Raw genomic sequence first — 17,145 nt, 5'->3', positions numbered from 1 at the left:
AATCATTAATTTACGCCAATTCAAAATAGGGTGCCTGATAGGGCAATATCTGAAATGCCTTGATAAATCAACGTATAAATAAGGTACTATTTTTATGCTTTTAACAAAGAAAATAATGTTTTTACTTGCCTAGTCGATTGTAGTTTGCTTATGCTTCACTCATTCAGAAAAAACCATGGCACTCGTCCATGATTAGGAGATTACACAATGAGTTTTCCTCAAGTCGAATTAAACACCAATAAAGGTCGTATTGTTCTTGAACTCAATGCTGAAAAAGCACCTAAAACAGTGGCTAACTTTTTAGAATATGTGCGTGACGGTTTTTATGACGGCGTAATTTTCCACCGTGTGATTGATGGTTTCATGATCCAGGGTGGTGGTATGGATGAAAACTTCAAAGAAAAAGCGACCCGTGATGCAATCGAAAATGAAGCAGACAATGGCTTAACTAACGATTTGGGCACAATTGCCATGGCGCGTACGCAAGCTCCACATTCTGCATCTGCTCAATTCTTCATTAACGTTGGCAACAACGCATTCCTTAACCATTCTGGTAAAACAGCACAAGGTTGGGGTTATGCAGTATTTGGTAAAGTGACTGACGGCATGGACATTGTCAACGAAATTAAAGGCGTTCGTACTGGCAACCGTGGCTACCACGCTGATGTTCCACTAGAAAATGTGGTTATTGAGTCTGCAAAAATCATTTCTGAATAAAAAACGTCCTCTCCGTTCTTTATGAGTTTTAAAGCGATGCTTTAAAACGGTGTAATGGAAAATCCCTCATATAAATGAGGGATCTAGAGAGGAATAAAAGGAAAAGATTCGTGACCTATCTGTTTATCTCAGATTTACATTTGTCACCTGATCACCCTCGACTTGTTCGGGGGTTTTTAGATTTATTGACCGAATATCAAGATCAAAATACCCGATTGTATATTTTGGGTGACTGGTTCAATGCCTGGATCGGTGATGACTATACAGCCCCATGGCTGGACGAAATTATCACTGCCTTAAAACAGTTTATTCAGGCTGGCAATCAGGTATATTTTCAGGCAGGCAACCGGGATTTTGTTCTCGGCAGCAAGTTTTTAGCTCAATTTGGCGGAAAGCTGCTTCCTGAGATAGACCAACTGAACATTGCAAGAACACGTTTTCGCCTGGAACATGGTGATGCACTGTGTACCGATGACATCGCTTATCAGCGCTTTAAAAAGATTATCCGGCATCCACTTCTGCTAGGCTTATTAAAGCGTACACCGCTGTCTTTCCGTAAAAAATTAGCCAATGGCTTTCGTCAGCAAAGTCATCAGGCGCAGCAGTTTAAAAGCTATGAAGTGATGGATGTTAATGATCAGGCCGTTGAGCTGGCATTACAAGACGTTGACGTATTGATCCATGGCCATACGCATCGCGCAGCCATTCATCCGCTAGGTCAGAAAAAAAGAATCGTACTGGGTGACTGGAAGGAAGACAGTGCCGAGATACTGGAAATTCAGGAAAACCAAGATTTCGAGACCCTAAAACTAAAAAAGTGGCGATATTAATCGGCCACTTTTTTTAAGATATGTGTTTGCTTAGCACAGACGATAAAGCTTATTCACACCGGTATAGAAACTTTTACCATCAAGGTTAAACAGAATTTCTTCACCTGTTTGTAGCTGGATCATTTTTCCAACTTCTACCCAGATAAAACCATCCTGAGTGTTTTGCTTACGCTTTAAAGGAACCAGTTTAACATTAATTTCGCCACCATTTACGGCTGTAGCGGTATGCCATTCATTTAATATATTCAAAATATTTACTCATAAAATGAGCTTTTTGTGACTGTACAAAGAGATTAAGAAAACCAAATTTGTATAATAATTCTGTAGTTACTAGATGTTATTCAAGCTCAAGCTTGAACCAAAAGTGAATCACAATTAGCTAGAAATAATAAAAGCGGGAACTATACCCGCTCGAAGTATCTATAAGTATACATGCTTATTTAATAGAAAGCAAACATACATTGTCATTACAAATAATGCCTGCCTGATTTTTAAAACAATGATTGTACAGAAATTTTATAAAGGTAATTGTTATTGATAGATATCACTTTTATAAAATAATTCATAGCTGCTACAAGGCCATTAAAACAGATAGCAGACATCAAAAGTCCAGTTCTGCTCTTCTCATCATTCAGGAAATAAGCACATTGAGCTTTATATTAGGTCAAAAAACAGACGATCATCTTGTTAGATTTGAATGAATAGATCATTGCAGACAAGTTTTGCTTAAAAAGCATTCAAAACCTTATCTAATCCATTCATTCAGATCTGGTAAATGATTAATATCCCGTATTTGTTTTAATTACATTTATATCGGTTTTATATTTTCCCAACAAATCCCGCAATGAATTCATCAGAACGCTGGTATCAACGCCTACTGCAACAAATTCAGTACCAAGCTCCAGATACTTTTGTGTGACTTCATGCTGAGTTGACAGAATACCAGCGGCTTTACCTGCAACACGAATCCGCTGAATTGCATCCACAACCGCGGCTTGCACCTCTGGATGATTTGGATCACCCTGATAGCCCATGGTAGCAGACAGGTCTACGGCGCCAATAAATACCCCGTCAATTCCATCAATCTGAAGAATAGCATCCAGATTTTTCAATCCGGTAACCGACTCGATCTGGATCAGCAAACAGATTTCTTCATGCGCAGTCTGATAATAATTCGGAATGCTGTTCCAGCGCGTGGCACGTGCCAGTGCAGCGCCAACGCCACGAATTCCTTCCGGTGGATAACGCACTGCCTTAACCATCAGTTCCGCCTGTTCCACAGTTTCGACCATCGGAATCAATAAAGTCTGCGCACCGATATCGAGCAGCTGCTTGATCAGCTGTACACTGCCAACCGGAGGTCTTACCACCGCTTGCGACGGATAAGCGGCAATACTTTGCAGTTGCGACAATGTAATTCTCAAATCGCTGGGAGCATGCTCACCATCAATCAGTAACCAGTCATAGCCGGCATTTGCTGCAATCTCGGTACCATAGGCATCGGCCAGTCCAATCCATAAGCCGATTTGCTGCTGGGTTTTAAGTTTGTGTTTAAAATAATTGGTCACTTGCATCCGCTAACCTATTTGCATGTTGCTGCCGATGCCTCTTATTAAACGCTTCTTGCTTAAAAGTGCCAATAGACAAAAAATAGTTTTTAATCTGATTTAGCTCTAAGTTTGGCTGACACACAGTTCAAGATCATGTCAAAATTGGCTTTGCTAGATGCTGTTTTATTGTAATAATCTGGGGAATAGGAAAGTGTATATAGTTAAAATCCCTACCCGCTGCTTATTTGAAAAGATTGGAGTCCATTGATGGATTTACTCAAGATCGCGCAAAATCGCTACACCACTAAAGCCTATGATCCTAGCAAAAAAATCCCCCCAGCCCAGTTTGATCGCCTGTTAGAAATTTTGCGTCTTACCCCCTCTTCGATCAATATTCAGCCGTGGCATTTTTTTATTGCGGATCATGATGCTGCCAAAAAGCGCATTGCAAAAGCCTTGGTCGGCACTTATGCCTACAATGCACCCAAAGTTCTGGATTCTTCACATACCATTTTATTCTGCACCAAAGCAGATATTAATGAGCAACATTTAGACAACTTATTAAACCGTGATGATCTTAGCGGCCGTTTTAAAGATGAATCTGCCAAGGAAGGCCAGAAAAATACACGCGCAGGCTATATACATTACTATCGTAATGAAAAAGGAGATATTCAGCGCTGGGCGGAAAACCAGACCTTTATTGCACTAGGCCAGTTGCTTCTGGCTGCCGGAATTGAAGGTATCGATGCCACACCGATTGGCGGTTTTGATGAAGAGATTATCAGTGAAGAACTACAACTTGCAGAACAGGGTTTGATCCCTTCCGTATTGTTGACTTTAGGCTATCGCAGTGAAAATGACTTCAATGCCAAGCTACCTAAATCACGCCTACCTGCCGAAGATATTTTCACCAAACTGTAATTAAATTATGTTATAAAAGGGGCCAAGTGCCCCTTTGCATATCAATTCGGGCCTATTTTTTGCTTTATTCTCCAAATATCTAACTAGAATAACAATTAGAGGTATCCATGTCTGTTATAGCTTCCCGCTCCTTAAAATTCGAATGCAAACATTGCGATAAAATCTATTTACACCATTATGCGCATTCCCAGTATCATTATCCGCATTGTCCCGACTGTAAACAGGCCGGCTTGCTGCTGGGACGGGCAGAAAAACAAGACCTGCTGCGTTATCCGCTTGAATTTGCCTCTTCCTATGTTAGACAGACATTGCATAAGCTAGGCAAATCACACTGATCACACCTAGGATTAATCCTATCGTGCTTGCAGGTTTGAGGCGCTCCTTAAAGATCAGCAACCCTGCAATTACACCAAAAATGACTACCAGAATATTCATGCCGGCAAACACGATTGCCGGTGTATCTTTAAGCAGCATATGTGCCTTGACATAAAAGGCGATGTTGGCGAAGTTCAGTACGCCCAGTAGCAGGCCTAAGCCGATGTCCTTGCCGGACCCCAGATGATGATATTTGAGTAGTAGATACAGCATCGATAGAATCATGGCGCATACAAACATCAGATTAAGCGCTACGGCAAATTGCAAACCCAAGCTGGTCGTATATTTCAACAATACATCAATCAGTGCATAACCCATCCAGACCAAACCCAGATATAACATTCCCTGACTGCCCTGCCCGCTACTTTGGCGATGTGAAAGCAGAATGCACAGTACTGCACTGATCCCCAAGGCAATACCCAGTATTTTTAGCTGGTTGAACTGTTCCTGAAAAATAAAATAGGCTGCCGCCAGAGATAAAACCACCGAGAGACGCTGGGCAATTTCTGTTTTTAAAATTCCCGCTGTCTGTAAGGCCTGAGCCAGAAACAGGAACACGCTTGGAAGCAAAATACCCAAGGCTAAAATGAGTAACCACGGTGTCTGGGTCATTGAAATATGCTGAATATCAGGCTTGAACCAGACAAAACATAAGAGACTAGCTGAGGCATAATTCCAGCTAATCATGTGAATCGGGCTCAAGCCCGTGTTCCTGGCGACTTTTAATAATATTGAGACTACAACACTACATAATGCTGCAATAAAAATCAGTTCCATACGCTGCTCTTATTTTTTCATCTTTATTTATCCATAAAAAAGCCCACATTTGCTGTGGGCCCTTCTTATAAATCATTCATCAGGAATTATTTATAACGCTCAACCATTTTCTCTAGAGAAATCGGGCGAATCTTGTCTGCATTACCTGCAGTACCAAAAGCTTCGTAACGATCAATACAGATTTGCTTCATTGCATCTACAGTTGCACTGAAGAATTTACGTGGATCAAATTCGCTTGGTTTTTCAGCCATCATACGGCGCATTGCACCTGTAGACGCCAAACGTAAGTCAGTGTCGATATTAATTTTACGCACACCGTGCTTGATCGCTTCAACCAGTTGTTCAACAGGTACACCATAAGTTTCCTTGATGTCGCCGCCATACTGGTTAATTACTGCCAACCACTCTTGTGGCACAGAGCTTGAACCGTGCATAACCAAATGCGTATTTGGAAGTGCCGCATGAATTTCTTTAATGCGGTCAATCGCCAGAATATCGCCTGTAGGTGGACGCGTAAATTTGTACGCACCGTGTGAAGTACCTACAGCAATCGCCAGCGCATCCACATTGGTATCAGCAACGAAGCTACGCGCTTCTTCAACTGAAGTCAGGAGTTGAGAATGATCCAGTACGCCTTCTGCGCCTACGCCATCTTCTTCACCCGCCATACCTGTTTCAAGGCTACCCAAACAACCGATTTCACCTTCAACAGATACGCCACACGCATGTGCCATTTGAACTGTACGACGAGTCACATCAACGTTATATTCATATGAAGTTGGTGTTTTACCGTCTTCACCAAGTGAACCATCCATCATCACTGATGAAAAGCCTAACTGGATTGAACGTTGACAAATGTCAGGGCTGGTTCCGTGGTCTTGATGCATTACCACTGGAATATGTGGCCATTCTTCAATTGCAGCCAAAATCAGGTGACGCAAGAACGGAGCACCTGCATATTTACGCGCACCCGCAGATGCTTGTACGATAACAGGTGAATTGGTTGCATCTGCTGCAAGCATAATTGCACGCATTTGTTCTAAGTTGTTTACGTTAAATGCTGGTACGCCGTAAGCATGTTCGCCGGCGTGATCCAAGAGCTGGCGCAATGAAATAAGAGCCATAATATCCTCCCAGTGAATGCCACATATTCTACATGTTCAAAGGTTTCAATTCAGCAACAAATAACACTATTTAAAAAAAATCCCTGCTTTTGCAGGGATTTTGTCTCACATGCACTGGATTAAGGTGCTACAGGCTCAGAAGTCGCTGTAACTGACTGGTCTGCAGTGGCTGCGTCTGCTGGCGCATTGGCAATTTCAGCTGGAATATCGGTATTTTTTTCATCTAAAACTGGCTGGTCAATGGCATCAATCGCGGCTTGCTGTTCTGGCGTTATAGTCTCATTGGCCACTGCTGCCGAGCTTTCTGTTTCAGCGACCGGTGCATTTTCCTGTTTCGCACATGCAGTCAGTGCCAATGATGCAGCGAATAAAGCTGCCAAAGTTAACTGTTTTTTCATCACGTGATCTCATCATTTGGTGATTTAATCTCTGCATCTTATGACAGATTTATTGCATTTTCATGACGAAGCCATGAAGGAGAATCTATCTTTGTCAAAAAATAGACATAAAAAAAGCTGGCATACGCCAGCTTTTTTTCACCTTAAAAGATGCAATCAAGCACGTTCTAAGAGTACCGCAACTGCAGGAAGGGTTTTACCTTCAACGAATTCAAGGAATGCACCGCCACCCGTCGAGATATAGCCAATCTTGTCAGCCACTTCGTACTTGTCGATCGCAGCAAGTGTGTCACCCCCACCCGCGATCGAGAAACCTTCCGATTCAGCAATCGCTAAAGATAAAGTTTTGGTACCTTCACCGAATTGATCGACTTCAAATACACCGACTGGGCCATTCCAGAGAATGGTTTTAGAGGTTTTCAGGATTTCTGCAAATGCTTTCGCAGTTTCCGGACCAACGTCTAGAATCATGTCGTTATCAGCAACATCTGCAACGTTTTTCACCGTTGCTTTCGCAGCAGCCAATGAACCCAGGAAATCTTCAAAGTTGATTTCAGAGGCATCTGCAACCACAACATCAGTAGGAAGCGGAACTGATACTTTTGCAGCAATGGCTTTTGCTGTATCGATCAGATCTTTTTCACACAGTGACTTACCAACGTTATAGCCTGCCGCAGCAAGGAAAGTATTGGCAATACCACCACCCACGATCAATTGATCGCAGATGTCAGACAGTGAAGTCAACACATCAAGTTTAGTCGATACTTTAGAACCCGCAACAATTGCCACCATTGGCTTTTCAGGTGTCTTAAGTGCACGGCCTAGTGCATCAAGTTCAGCTGCCAATAAAGGACCTGCTGCTGCAACTTTAGCAAGACGCGCTACGCCTTCAGTCGATGCTTCTGCACGGTGCGCTGTACCGAATGCATCCATCACGAATACATCACACAGCGCTGCATATTTTGCAGCAAGTTCAGGATTGTTTTTCTTCTCACCAACGTTAAAACGGCAGTTCTCAAGTAACACAACTTGACCCGGCTGAACCTCAACGCCATCTAGGTAGTCGGTAAATAATTTTACGTCTTGACCCAAAGCTTCAGTCAAGTAAGCCGCTACAGGTGCAAGCGATTGTTCAGCTTTAGGCTCACCTTCAACCGGACGACCAAGGTGAGAATACACCATCACTGCAGCGCCTTTTTCAACTGCTGCTTGAATGGTTGGCAATGCTGCACGAAGACGCGCATCGCTGGTGATCACACCATTTTTAACAGGAACGTTTAAATCTTCACGGATCAGAACACGTTTACCTGCTAAATCGAGGTCAGTCATACGCTGAAAGTTCATGTAGAGCTCACTTTATAGATATTAAAACCAGCCGATTTTAAATGATTATGCAGAAAAAGGTTAGCATCTTTTGCAGAAAACATTCTGAATGCCAAAGTTTTGTTATGATAGAAAAAAGCTTCTTTTAGATTCAGTGCCTATGTCGATACATCCTGATCCAAATCTTAACCGTTTGAATGTGTTAGGTGAGCCTTTATCAAGCTGCTGCTTCGATCCGATTACCGGTTATTTCCGCAATGGCTTTTGCCATACTGCGACCACTGATCTGGGGCAGCATACGGTATGCGCGCAGATGACGTCGGAATTTCTCAATTTCTCGCAAAAAGTGGGCAATGACCTGATCACACCTTTGCCAGAGCTGGACTTCCCTGGCCTGCAACCCGGTGATTTCTGGTGCCTCTGCGTGACACGCTGGGTCGAAGCCTATGAAGCAGGTCAAGCGCCCCCGATCAAGCTGCAAGCCTGCCATAAAGCGGTGCTGTCTTATGTACCTTTAAATATTCTTGAGGAATATGCTGTCTAATGAATGCTGTACAGATTATTTTGGCATCCTCCAGCCAAACCCGTAAAGAGTTGATGGATCGCCTGCATATTGATTATATTTCTCTAGTACCGGATATCGATGAATCTCCTCGCGGTGAAAATCACGCAGATGATTTGGCCAAGCGGCTGGCTTTTGAGAAAGCCAAATATATTGCTGAGAAAAATCCTGAAGCGATTGTGATTGGTTCGGATCAGGTGGCATGGCGTGAAGGCGCACCAGATATTTTTATTGGCAAACCTTTAACCCCTGAAAAAGCCATTCGCCAGTTACAGGCCAATTCGGACAAGATTGTCTATTTCAGTACTGCACTCAGTGTGCAACAGCAGGCTACTGGTTATGAACGAACGCTGGTCGAGCACTATAAAGTCAAGTTCCGTAAACTGTCCAAAGCCGAAATTGAACGCTATGTCACGATTGAACAGCCACTGCATTGTGCCGGCAGTTTCAAATGTGAAAGCCTCGGCATCAGCCTGTTTGAAGAAATGATCGGGCAAGACCAGACCACTTTGATGGGCATGCCGATGATCAAGCTGTGTCACATTCTTCGTGAATTGAAAATTTTAGTTCCTTAATCTCCCCTTAATTCAGGCTGTAATCTATGTCTCAACCTTTAGACGTTTTAGGCGGAATCACCGCTGAACAATTTTTGAGTGAATACTGGCAAAAAAAACCGTTACTGGTGCGTAATGCGATGCCTGAAATTGCCAATCTGCTTGAACCTGACGACGTGATGGAACTTGCGCTTGAAGAACACGTCACTGCGCGTTTAATCAAGCAAAAAGACCGTGATCCGAATCAGTGGAGCGTGAAATCTTCGCCTTTACTTAAAGCTGATTTTCAGAAAATGCCCAAGCTATGGACACTTTTGGTTCAGGCGGTAGATCATTATTCATTTGACCTGTCGGAAATGTGGAAAAAGTTCCCGTTTATTCCACAGTGGCGCCGCGATGACATCATGGTGTCTTATGCACCTCAAGGCGGCTCTGTAGGAAAGCACTTTGATTTTTACGATGTCTTTCTGGTACAAGGCTACGGGCATCGTCGCTGGCAGCTCGGACAAATGTGTGATGCCGAAACTGCATTGGTTCCGGGTCAGCCACTGAAATTATTGCCTGAAATTGAGGTGAATTTTGACGAAGTTCTGGCACCTGGCGACTTGCTGTATGTGCCACCTGGTTTGGCGCATTACGGCGTTGCAGAAGATGATTGTCTAACCTTTTCCTTTGGCTTCCGTATGCCAAATGTGAGCGATATGATGGATCGTGTCGGTGATAAATTTTCTGAGAATGAAAGTTTACGCAATCCGCTGGTTGATATTATTCGTGACCAAGTCGGAGCCATTGGTGAAGTCAGCGGCAATGAGCTGGAATATCTAAAAGAACAGATCATGCAGCAACTGCATAATTCGAATGTTTTAGAAGATGCCATTATGACTTTAATGTCAGAACCCAAATATCCAGAGAACCTTCCGGAAGCGGAAGAAATCGGCACAGGTGATCTAGAAGAAGCACTGGATCAGGGTTATAGCCTGATGCTCGAACCGGCTTCACGCCTGCTCTACACCGAAGCAGACGGCGATGTTCTGTTCTGGGCCAATGGTGAAGGGATTGAAATCTCTGAGGTATTTAGCACAAAACTCAAGCAGCTTGCAGATGGTGAAATCATATTGCTGGATGAAAACTTCGCTGATGAAGATATTCTGGAAGATGTCGCGGCATTATTAAATGATGCGGTACTGATGCTGGTTCCGCCAGCAGAACAAGATTGATTCTAAGCTAAAGCCAAATAAAAAGAGGATTAAATAATCCTCTTTTTATTTGCAAAGATTAGGGTTGATAGAGCTCCAATACGACCTGAATCACTGTATGCCCTTTCTCAGACTCAATCTGAAACACGCCTCCCATACGTTCGACCCGCATTTTCATGCTGCGCATCCCAATACTCAGACCATTTTTTTGCACTATTTCAGCATCAAACCCAACGCCATTGTCCTGAATACTTAAAGTGAGTTGATGTGGCAGAAAATATTCCAGACTGACTTTCGCCTGACTGGCCTGACTGTGCTTAATGATATTGGTCAGACTTTCTTCGACCACCCGAATCAGGGTCAAACATTGCAATGCGGTCGGTTCACGCTGCCAGACTTTTGGAAATAACCATTCAACCTCAATATTTATCTCTTCCAGCAACTGGGTAAAACGATAACGTACCGGGGCAATCCAGAGTAGTGGGGTTTCCGGTACTTTATTTTCGATAGACGAACCACTATCAATGATTTGTCTGAGATCATCTCTGAGCAATTTCAGCATGGAAAGAAACTGTCGGTTGGGAATGCTGTCAGTACTCTGATCGACCAGAATCATAGAGCGCACAATCGAGCCTCCTAGCCCATCATGCAGTTCATGCGATAAGTTAATCCGCTCCTGTAAGCGGACATTATCCAGCTCCAGTTGATGTTTATCGTTCAGGCTTTTATTCAGATCAGCGCCGACCTGCTGGACTTTACGTTCTAACTGGCTATTAAATTTTTCGATTTTCCTGACATTACGATTCAACCGCGTGGCCATAATCAGTACCACAAACAGGGTAATAATTGGTGAGGTATAGGGTGATAAAGGTGAAAAATCACTAATTGCCGTTTGACTTAAAATGATCAGATCTACGATTACACATAACAAAATCCCCCACAGACACAGCATCAGGAAAAGATATTCCCCATTGCGGGTTTTAAGTGCGTGATAGCTCACATAAATAATACAGCTTATAAATAATCCCACATAGAAAATAAATGCTGTGCCCAGTACCTGCCCCAGATAATCCAAGGAACTCATCACAATCAGCAGAGCAAATAAAAGCGTGATCAGGATAAATCCCCGCTCCACATACTTAAATCTCTGTTTTAAAAAGCGGATCAAATACAGACTAAAACAGTGGATATAGGCAATAAAACAAAGCATATTGGCTTTGCTGGCCGCGATGCTGGAGCGAAACGGAAAGCTTTCTGTGGTCAGTACATTGGAAATAAACAGAATCCATAGGAATGAACTGAGTGCCAGCCAGCCAAAGGTGGTTTCTGAACGTCGAAATTGCCAGACAATGAAGCAGATGATCCCAATCATTGCTGAGAAAATCATATTCATCTGAAACAGCGTGCGGCGATCCCAGATTTCGCCTAAATACTTCTGGCTATTGACCAGCACATTATTAAATTCAATTTTACCCAGTCCGGCGTTCTGAAAACTATAACCCTGTACATAAACCAGAATTTCATTACTGCCCTTGTTTAAGCCACTGATGGGCAAAATCCAGTAACGCGGCATATTCCAACTTTTTGACAATGGCTCTTGCAGGTGTTGATCTGACCAGAGTAAATCACCATTCAGGAACACGGCGCCGGCCGAATTAATATAATCAATGGAAAAGGCAATCGGTTCTGCAAGACGAATATTGTCTTGGCATGACCAGTTCCAAACAATTTTATACCAGGCCCCACCATGATAATCTTTCCAGTTACGCTGCCAGTTATCCGGTAAACTGACACTTTGCCAGCCAGATGCAGGCATCTGGCTAGGATTTTGCACCTGAACCTTTTGAATGTAGTCAATCTTTACATCACAGAGATCATTGACCTGAAAATGGTCTTGCGCCTGACTCATACCACTTAACAGACACAGCCAGCAGCAAAAGAGCAAAATACCGATCCATTGCAATCTCTGTCGCTGCCTGCTTCCAGAACGAGCTGGATGCATCACAGAATTCCTAAATGCCGTGCGGTACTGACTGCCTTGGTACGCCGACTGACGGACAGTTTCCGGTAAATATGTTTGATATGACTTTCCACGGTATAACGTGACACACAGAGCTGCTCGGCAATCTCTCGATTACTCAGGCCTTGTGCGACCAGTGACAGAATTTCTTTTTCCCGATGGGTCAGCACTTCCTGCTCGGCATCCGAGTGGTTGCGTTCGACTGGTGGTGATGAAGCAGGTATAGAAATCTGCTTGAGAATTTCCCGCGCAATAAAAGGATCAATTGGCGCGCCACCCCGTAAAATACTGCGGATCACCAGAGTGACCTCCACATCATCGCGTTCTTTTAATACATAACCGGTGGCACCCGCCTGAATTGCGGTAAATAAACTGTTCTGCGTACTCCAGGCCGAAACCACCAAAATCAGAGTTTGTGCGTCATTTTCGCGAATTTTTTCAATAATCGAAATCCCACTTCCATCCGGCAGCCCCAAATCGACCAATGCCAGTGAAATCGGCTGTTGTTTTAAAATGAAATATGCTTCTTTAAGATTATTGGCAAAGAGCAGAACATCTTCGCTATAGCCCAAATTGGTTAATATAATTTTTAAACGTCGTTGAATGACATACTCATCTTCAACGATTAATACAGGTACTGGCAAGACTGCCTCTAGTGCTGTCATAAGCACGCCCCTTATATTTATTGTTATGTCACCTTGAAGAGTAAAATATAACCAAAAAAACTCTAAAAATCATGATTTATTTCATTTTTATGCTATTTCTTTCTAGCCTCATAGGGATATTCTAAATACCGTCTGCTTAAAACCAGCATAAAAAAATACCATCTACGCAGTGAATGGCATTTCTTAAGCACAATTTTAGAGTTTTAATAGGCTGAATATTTTAAGCGGCGCCGTATTGCTGTTTTAAATATTTTACAATCTCAGCTGATTCAAACATATTCACGCCTGTATTTGGATCGACCAGATAAGGAACCTGAATATTATTTCCCATCATTTCAAATAAATGTTCACGCTTCCCGCCTGGTAGTGGTTCATATTTCCCCGGTCTTAAGCGCAACTTGGCTGGCCCATAATCCTGCCAACGTTCTTTGGCGACATTATGAAAAACAAAGGGAATTTCAAGCTCTGAGAGAACGCCACGTACCACTCGGACAAAAGGACTGGCTTCAAAACCCCATAATTCCAATAGCTGTTCCGGTGCCGGACGATCAACCACCTGTTTATTGATCCAGACTCCGCGCGCACCATTAATAATCGTTCCAGCAAAAGCAGCGACTGGAATTTTCGGATAAGTTGCATATTTCTTTGGCGTTTTGCCACTTTTGCCATAATGCTTGAAGAGATGATGGATAATATCTTGCGACTCATACATCTGATCGCCTGTATTTTCATCCACCAAAAATGGAAAGCGAGTCTTGCCGCCCAACTGTTTTACGACCGGACGATATTTCGTACCACCCTTAGGGCACGGATAAACTTCATAGTCCAAATTAAGTAAGGTCAGCACTTCTCGCACCCGACGACAAAAAGGTGAACCTTCAAATTCATAGAGCTTAATTGATTTTTCAGGCTGATTCGGAAATGGCGTTCCAACCATGCCACGTCCTCCTTGGGCGACTGAAGAGGCTAATGCTTGTGCAACCTTGATTTGATGACTCAACATAGTATTTTCCTATTTTTGTTTTATATGAATGAAAGACAGAATCTAAGCATCCTGTCTTTCAGGGTACAAATGAGTTTTGTTGTTATTCTTGCATGCAGAAATGCAGATTCTAGCCGATTAAGCCATTAAGGCTGTTTTGGACACCACAATACCATTATTGTCTGCATAGACATAATCGCCAGCATTAAACGTGACTCCACCAAAACAGAGAGAGATATCAACTTCACCCACACCCTTGCGATTACTCTTTTGCGGAATAGCCGCCAATGCATGCACACCAAGATCAAGTTCAGCAATCGCATCGACATCACGGACGCAACCGTAAATAATCACGCCATTCCAGTGATTTTTTACCGCTGATTCTGCAATCAGGTCACCCATCAAGGCACAGCGCATCGATGCACCGCCATCTACCACCAGTACCTTGCCCGTTCCATCTGTGGCCAATAACTCTTTCACCCGTGAGTTATCTTCAAAACATTTTACTGTCACAATCTGACCGCCAAAGGTTTTGCGCGCCCCATAACTCTTAAAAAATTTACCGTCCAGGCAAGGTGTCACCACCTGAAGCTCTAGGTCTGGATGATCATCTAACAAGTCACAGGTGACAAATGCTGCTGTAGACACGGTGTTTTCCCCTCATTTCATTTTTTGTATGCGTAAATTATCATAAATTTCAAATTTTACCGTCTGAGTTAGCGCGGCCTCGACCATAGTATGAGCCACCTGATCGGCTGTCACTGGCTTATACGCAAAACTATCCGGAATAAAACGCGATATTTTATGATAAACCTGCTGTGCGGCATCCTCCAAAAAACGCTGCTCGGGACGTTCGCCAATTAATAATGAAGGCCGAATCAGGCTGATTTTATCCAGACTCAAGGTCTGTACATATTCTTCTAGCTGGCCTTTAACCTGATTATAATAAAAATGAGACTGGGAGTTGGCGCCCATCGCACTCAACAGCAAGTAATGCGCTGAAGTCTGTTGCAGCAATTCGGCAAAATGGGCATTAATAGTATAATCAATATTATAAAAGGCCTGCTTGGATCCGGCTTGTTTCATGGTACTGCCCAAACAGCTAAAACCGTGACTGTGCTCGCTGACATCCTGATCATTCAGCATCAGAAAATCTTCAAGTACCAATTGCTGGACTTTATCCAAACTATCCAGATCATTTTGATATTTTCTGACCACTGCAGTAATATGCTGGCAAGTTGGCTCGTCTTGCAGACGTTTTAAGAGTTGTTTTCCCACCAAACCGGTGGCACCTATGACGATGGGATGAATCAGCGATTTAGTCATTTTTTATACGATCTCCTAGGTAGAATACTAATCTAACGTTTTCTTTAGAATTTTTCTGCATCTAAAATGTTGTCAAAGCATGTCAAGACTTGACTTCGGTGCTCAGTTTAATCAAAATATGGCACTTGTTTACGGGCTGGTGATAATTCCTCTGATGATGGTTTTCAGTTGAGTTTCAGCCCGCCCAGACCAATCTATTTCAAGGAGTGCACGAGTGGCAAACTCTGCTCAAGCTAAAAAACGTGCTCGTCAAAACGTTAAAGCACGCAAACACAACGCAAGCTTGCGTTCTATGGTTCGTACCTATCTTAAACGTACATTAGCTGCTATCGGCACTAATGACTATGCTGTTGCTACTGAAGCGTACAAAACGCTTGTTCCAGTAATCGACCGCATGGCTGACAAAGGCATCATCCATAAAAACAAAGCAGCTCGTCACAAGAGCCGCTTGAACGCGCAAGTTAAAGCACTAGCTTCTAACTAATCGCAAATAAAAAAAGCCCTTTTTAGGGCTTTTTTTGTATCTGAAATTTAGAAAATTTAAAGAAAAAAAATATCAATCTTCATATCATACCGCCTGGCTGATGTATTTAACCTGCCAATACCATGCTGAGATTAGATAACTATTTAATAAATTCAAAACCAAGTCATATTTCTATTTTCAAGTTCTTTTAACTTATCGATCTTTATCCATAGAGGATGGCGAAGTCGTTTTGTCCTGTTTCGAATTGTCAGTGTCCCGTTTTTGACATGCGGTTAAACCCAAAATCGCGATCAGGCTTAAAACTGTAATAATTTTCATAATTTTTTCTCAAGAAGATTTCCATATCTATCAAGCATAGATAATTTTCAGCGTTACATTATTGAACTTTTATCTTATAAATGTAAAAAATGCTATTTTAGAATTTACTCTTTAACGTTTTAGACCGACGTATAGTTAATGATCAATACAGAAGTTCAGCATCTTTATAATTTTTACAGCTAAAAATAAAAAACCCAATTGCTGCGCACAATTGAGTCTTGGATAAAATAATTTTATTTAAGAAGTCTGTGAGCGCTTAAAATCAGCAATATCCAGCTCATGTACCTGACCACGCCAGATCCATTTCAGTTTTGATTCCAGAAAAACATCGCCCTCGAACCAGACAAACAGACCTTCCATCATTTTAGGCCAGTCTTCTCGGCTGATGTCCTGACGCCCGGACATTACGGCAATCATCGCTGCCAGAATCGTGTCATGACTGACCGCCAGACTCAGCCCATACTTATTTTGCGGATGGGTGTTATAAATCAGTTCCAGCACATCCACCACACCATGAATCGGCTGTTTCATCCCCGGCAAGGCATTATTCACAAAACTGTTCACAAAACCGAGAGCGCCCTGCTTGGCAAAATAAGGACCGGCTTTTTGAATATCCAGCACAAAACTGCCCGGCTCGACCAGCAATCCCTGTTCGATAATTTCAATACGATGGGTATTCTGTTCAGGGGTAACCGCATCTGCACCTTCAATCATGAGCGCAGCAGTATCAATACAGCGCTGGATCGGGCTCGAAATACAGTGATGAATTACACGATCTGTCTGATCAGCCAGATAAGCACCCCATTCCTGTGCCAGATCCCGCCCCTGACCAGTCAATTGCAGGTCATAACCTGCCAGACCTTGACCCGGAACATCTTCACGAACCGAATGGCGTGTGAATAAGGTGACAGGCGTCTGTACATCAGGCAATAAATCAATTGCACTTAACATACTCGGTGGAAGCAGTTTCAGGGACACGTGACAGCCAACTGGATTGGTAATGAGTTAATCATCACTATACCA

At 42.9% G+C, this 17,145-nt stretch carries 21 protein-coding genes; 8 read left to right on the top strand and 13 right to left on the bottom strand.

The features are described from left to right. Nucleotides 1-207 precede the first annotated feature (207 nt). Nucleotides 208-717: a peptidylprolyl isomerase gene (locus FTU87_RS01785; protein ID WP_005171140.1), complete on the top strand. Its 510-nt coding sequence runs from the start codon at nucleotides 208-210 to the stop codon at nucleotides 715-717. A 110-nt stretch (nucleotides 718-827) separates the two neighbouring features. Beyond that, a complete protein-coding gene (locus FTU87_RS01780; protein ID WP_074382842.1) occupies nucleotides 828-1,547 on the top strand; it encodes a UDP-2,3-diacylglucosamine diphosphatase in 720 nt (239 codons plus the stop codon). A gap of 30 nt (nucleotides 1,548-1,577) precedes the next feature. Here FTU87_RS01780 and FTU87_RS01775 read toward each other — a convergent pair whose 3' ends face one another. Both FTU87_RS01775 and hpaI read right to left on the bottom strand, forming a co-directional pair. Then, nucleotides 1,578-1,796 (bottom strand): hypothetical protein, encoded by a 219-nt coding sequence (locus tag FTU87_RS01775; RefSeq protein WP_005096740.1) that lies wholly within the window; start codon nucleotides 1,794-1,796, stop codon nucleotides 1,578-1,580. A 530-nt stretch (nucleotides 1,797-2,326) separates the two neighbouring features. Further along, nucleotides 2,327-3,121 (bottom strand): 4-hydroxy-2-oxoheptanedioate aldolase, encoded by a 795-nt coding sequence (gene hpaI / locus FTU87_RS01770; protein WP_180096583.1) that lies wholly within the window; start codon nucleotides 3,119-3,121, stop codon nucleotides 2,327-2,329. 243 nt (nucleotides 3,122-3,364) lie between these two features. Between hpaI and nfsB the strand changes: the two genes are divergently transcribed. Both nfsB and FTU87_RS15070 read left to right on the top strand, forming a co-directional pair. Then, the gene (gene nfsB, locus FTU87_RS01765; protein ID WP_064102054.1) at nucleotides 3,365-4,018 is read left to right on the top strand and encodes an oxygen-insensitive NAD(P)H nitroreductase; all 654 of its coding nucleotides are present in this window, start codon (nucleotides 3,365-3,367) and stop codon (nucleotides 4,016-4,018) included. 107 nt (nucleotides 4,019-4,125) lie between these two features. After that, nucleotides 4,126-4,353: a hypothetical protein gene (locus FTU87_RS15070; RefSeq protein ID WP_257220450.1), complete on the top strand. Its 228-nt coding sequence runs from the start codon at nucleotides 4,126-4,128 to the stop codon at nucleotides 4,351-4,353. Here the strand turns inward: FTU87_RS15070 and FTU87_RS01760 are convergent. From FTU87_RS01760 to FTU87_RS01745, 4 genes are all read right to left on the bottom strand, one after another. Then, nucleotides 4,316-5,170 carry a DMT family transporter gene (locus tag FTU87_RS01760; protein WP_180096582.1) on the bottom strand — a complete coding sequence of 285 codons (855 nt, stop codon included), beginning with the start codon at nucleotides 5,168-5,170 and terminating at the stop codon, nucleotides 4,316-4,318. The two genes, FTU87_RS15070 and FTU87_RS01760, sit on opposite strands and share 38 nt — an antisense overlap. Nucleotides 5,171-5,256: 86 nt before the next feature. Further along, a complete protein-coding gene (fba, locus tag FTU87_RS01755; protein WP_180096581.1) occupies nucleotides 5,257-6,294 on the bottom strand; it encodes a class II fructose-bisphosphate aldolase in 1,038 nt (345 codons plus the stop codon). Nucleotides 6,295-6,413: 119 nt separating this feature from the next. After that, nucleotides 6,414-6,692 carry a hypothetical protein gene (locus FTU87_RS01750; protein WP_005096734.1) on the bottom strand — a complete coding sequence of 93 codons (279 nt, stop codon included), beginning with the start codon at nucleotides 6,690-6,692 and terminating at the stop codon, nucleotides 6,414-6,416. Between the two features lie 156 nt (nucleotides 6,693-6,848). Beyond that, nucleotides 6,849-8,036 carry a phosphoglycerate kinase gene (locus tag FTU87_RS01745; RefSeq protein ID WP_180096580.1) on the bottom strand — a complete coding sequence of 396 codons (1,188 nt, stop codon included), beginning with the start codon at nucleotides 8,034-8,036 and terminating at the stop codon, nucleotides 6,849-6,851. A gap of 139 nt (nucleotides 8,037-8,175) precedes the next feature. Here FTU87_RS01745 and FTU87_RS01740 point away from each other — a divergent pair, with 139 nt between their 5' ends. From FTU87_RS01740 to FTU87_RS01730, 3 genes are read left to right on the top strand one after another with little or no spacing between them, the layout of a single operon-like run. Beyond that, nucleotides 8,176-8,559 (top strand): DUF2237 family protein, encoded by a 384-nt coding sequence (locus tag FTU87_RS01740; protein WP_005096732.1) that lies wholly within the window; start codon nucleotides 8,176-8,178, stop codon nucleotides 8,557-8,559. After that, complete coding sequence (locus FTU87_RS01735) at nucleotides 8,559-9,152, top strand: nucleoside triphosphate pyrophosphatase (protein WP_005171155.1); 594 nt, start codon at nucleotides 8,559-8,561, stop codon at nucleotides 9,150-9,152. Before FTU87_RS01740 ends, FTU87_RS01735 begins: the two co-directional genes overlap by 1 nt. A 26-nt stretch (nucleotides 9,153-9,178) precedes the next feature. Next, on the top strand, nucleotides 9,179-10,348 hold the full coding sequence (locus FTU87_RS01730; RefSeq protein WP_180096579.1) for a cupin domain-containing protein: 1,170 nt from the start codon (nucleotides 9,179-9,181) through the stop codon (nucleotides 10,346-10,348). Nucleotides 10,349-10,406: 58 nt separating this feature from the next. Here the strand turns inward: FTU87_RS01730 and FTU87_RS01725 are convergent, their stop codons facing one another. The 5 genes from FTU87_RS01725 to FTU87_RS01705 form a co-directional block, all read right to left on the bottom strand. Continuing rightward, nucleotides 10,407-12,329, bottom strand: a complete 1,923-nt coding sequence (locus FTU87_RS01725; RefSeq protein ID WP_180075799.1) for an ATP-binding protein — start codon at nucleotides 12,327-12,329, stop codon at nucleotides 10,407-10,409. Continuing rightward, nucleotides 12,329-13,012 (bottom strand): response regulator transcription factor, encoded by a 684-nt coding sequence (locus FTU87_RS01720; protein WP_180096578.1) that lies wholly within the window; start codon nucleotides 13,010-13,012, stop codon nucleotides 12,329-12,331. Before FTU87_RS01720 ends, FTU87_RS01725 begins: the two co-directional genes overlap by 1 nt. 220 nt (nucleotides 13,013-13,232) lie before the next feature. Continuing rightward, nucleotides 13,233-14,015, bottom strand: a complete 783-nt coding sequence (locus tag FTU87_RS01715; protein ID WP_180039791.1) for a glutathione S-transferase N-terminal domain-containing protein — start codon at nucleotides 14,013-14,015, stop codon at nucleotides 13,233-13,235. Between the two features lie 117 nt (nucleotides 14,016-14,132). Then, nucleotides 14,133-14,642, bottom strand: a complete 510-nt coding sequence (rraA, locus tag FTU87_RS01710) for a ribonuclease E activity regulator RraA (RefSeq protein WP_180096577.1) — start codon at nucleotides 14,640-14,642, stop codon at nucleotides 14,133-14,135. A 12-nt stretch (nucleotides 14,643-14,654) separates the two neighbouring features. Continuing rightward, nucleotides 14,655-15,320 carry an NAD(P)H-binding protein gene (locus FTU87_RS01705; protein ID WP_180039795.1) on the bottom strand — a complete coding sequence of 222 codons (666 nt, stop codon included), beginning with the start codon at nucleotides 15,318-15,320 and terminating at the stop codon, nucleotides 14,655-14,657. Between the two features lie 214 nt (nucleotides 15,321-15,534). Between FTU87_RS01705 and rpsT the strand changes: the two genes are divergently transcribed. Next, a complete protein-coding gene (gene rpsT, locus FTU87_RS01700) occupies nucleotides 15,535-15,804 on the top strand; it encodes a 30S ribosomal protein S20 (protein WP_180096576.1) in 270 nt (89 codons plus the stop codon). Between the two features lie 192 nt (nucleotides 15,805-15,996). Here the strand turns inward: rpsT and FTU87_RS15065 are convergent, their stop codons facing one another. Together FTU87_RS15065 and FTU87_RS01695 are read right to left on the bottom strand one after the other, a co-directional pair. Continuing rightward, the gene (locus FTU87_RS15065) at nucleotides 15,997-16,122 is read right to left on the bottom strand and encodes a hypothetical protein (RefSeq protein WP_257220449.1); all 126 of its coding nucleotides are present in this window, start codon (nucleotides 16,120-16,122) and stop codon (nucleotides 15,997-15,999) included. Between the two features lie 237 nt (nucleotides 16,123-16,359). Continuing rightward, complete coding sequence (locus FTU87_RS01695; RefSeq protein ID WP_180096575.1) at nucleotides 16,360-17,100, bottom strand: phosphoglycerate mutase family protein; 741 nt, start codon at nucleotides 17,098-17,100, stop codon at nucleotides 16,360-16,362. Between the last annotated feature and the right edge of the window lie 45 nt (nucleotides 17,101-17,145).

Source organism: Acinetobacter sp. YH12156, from assembly GCF_013418235.1.
Classification (GTDB): domain Bacteria; phylum Pseudomonadota; class Gammaproteobacteria; order Pseudomonadales; family Moraxellaceae; genus Acinetobacter; species Acinetobacter pseudolwoffii.
Note: the sequence above shows the minus strand (reverse complement) of the source record. Positions and strands in the feature narration are given on the sequence as shown.